This window comes from Crocinitomix algicola, from assembly GCF_001661595.2.
In the GTDB taxonomy this organism is placed as follows: domain Bacteria; phylum Bacteroidota; class Bacteroidia; order Flavobacteriales_D; family Crocinitomicaceae; genus Crocinitomix; species Crocinitomix algicola.
The window spans coordinates 1-498 of record NZ_LYPF02000032.1; the positions used below are offsets into that span (position 1 = coordinate 1).

The 498-nt window shown below is 44.0% G+C and carries 1 pseudogene; it reads right to left on the minus strand.

The window, feature by feature from the left end:
* Nucleotides 1-498: pseudogene (locus A8143_RS17095) on the minus strand (T9SS type A sorting domain-containing protein); the annotation flags it as partial.

The following is a 498-nucleotide window of genomic DNA, read 5'->3' on the forward strand; positions in this document are numbered from 1 at the left end:
GTAGACCAAGCGTCCGGCCATGTCAAAAATTTGTACGCCAGCATTTAAAGTTTCTCCAGTGGGGTTATAACTCAGGGTGAGTAGACCATTTGTTGGGTTGGGGTAGGTGCTAAACTCACTAATTGGCGGCTCGGATTTGGGAATTCCGCTAACGGTTTGGTGAAAACTAAGACTATCGTGGTGGTAACAAGCATTTATATTAAATTGAATGTTATACTCTCCGTTTTGTGTGTAAACATGGGTGAAAACAGTGGTGTCATGCTCGGTAAATGTGGTGATTGTTCCATCGCCCCAATCAATAGAGCCGTCTCCAAAGCGTTGTGAATGATTGTAAAGCGTGACCGTATGTGTTTCAGCATTATGGTTAACACTGGCTTCTAAAATTGGTGGTCCATTAAAACCTAAACAATTAGTACGCATAATCCACCCGTCTTGCGAATCTACCCCACCTCCGCTAGAAAATACAAAGCCTCCGAATAATAAGTCTCCGCCGGGGAG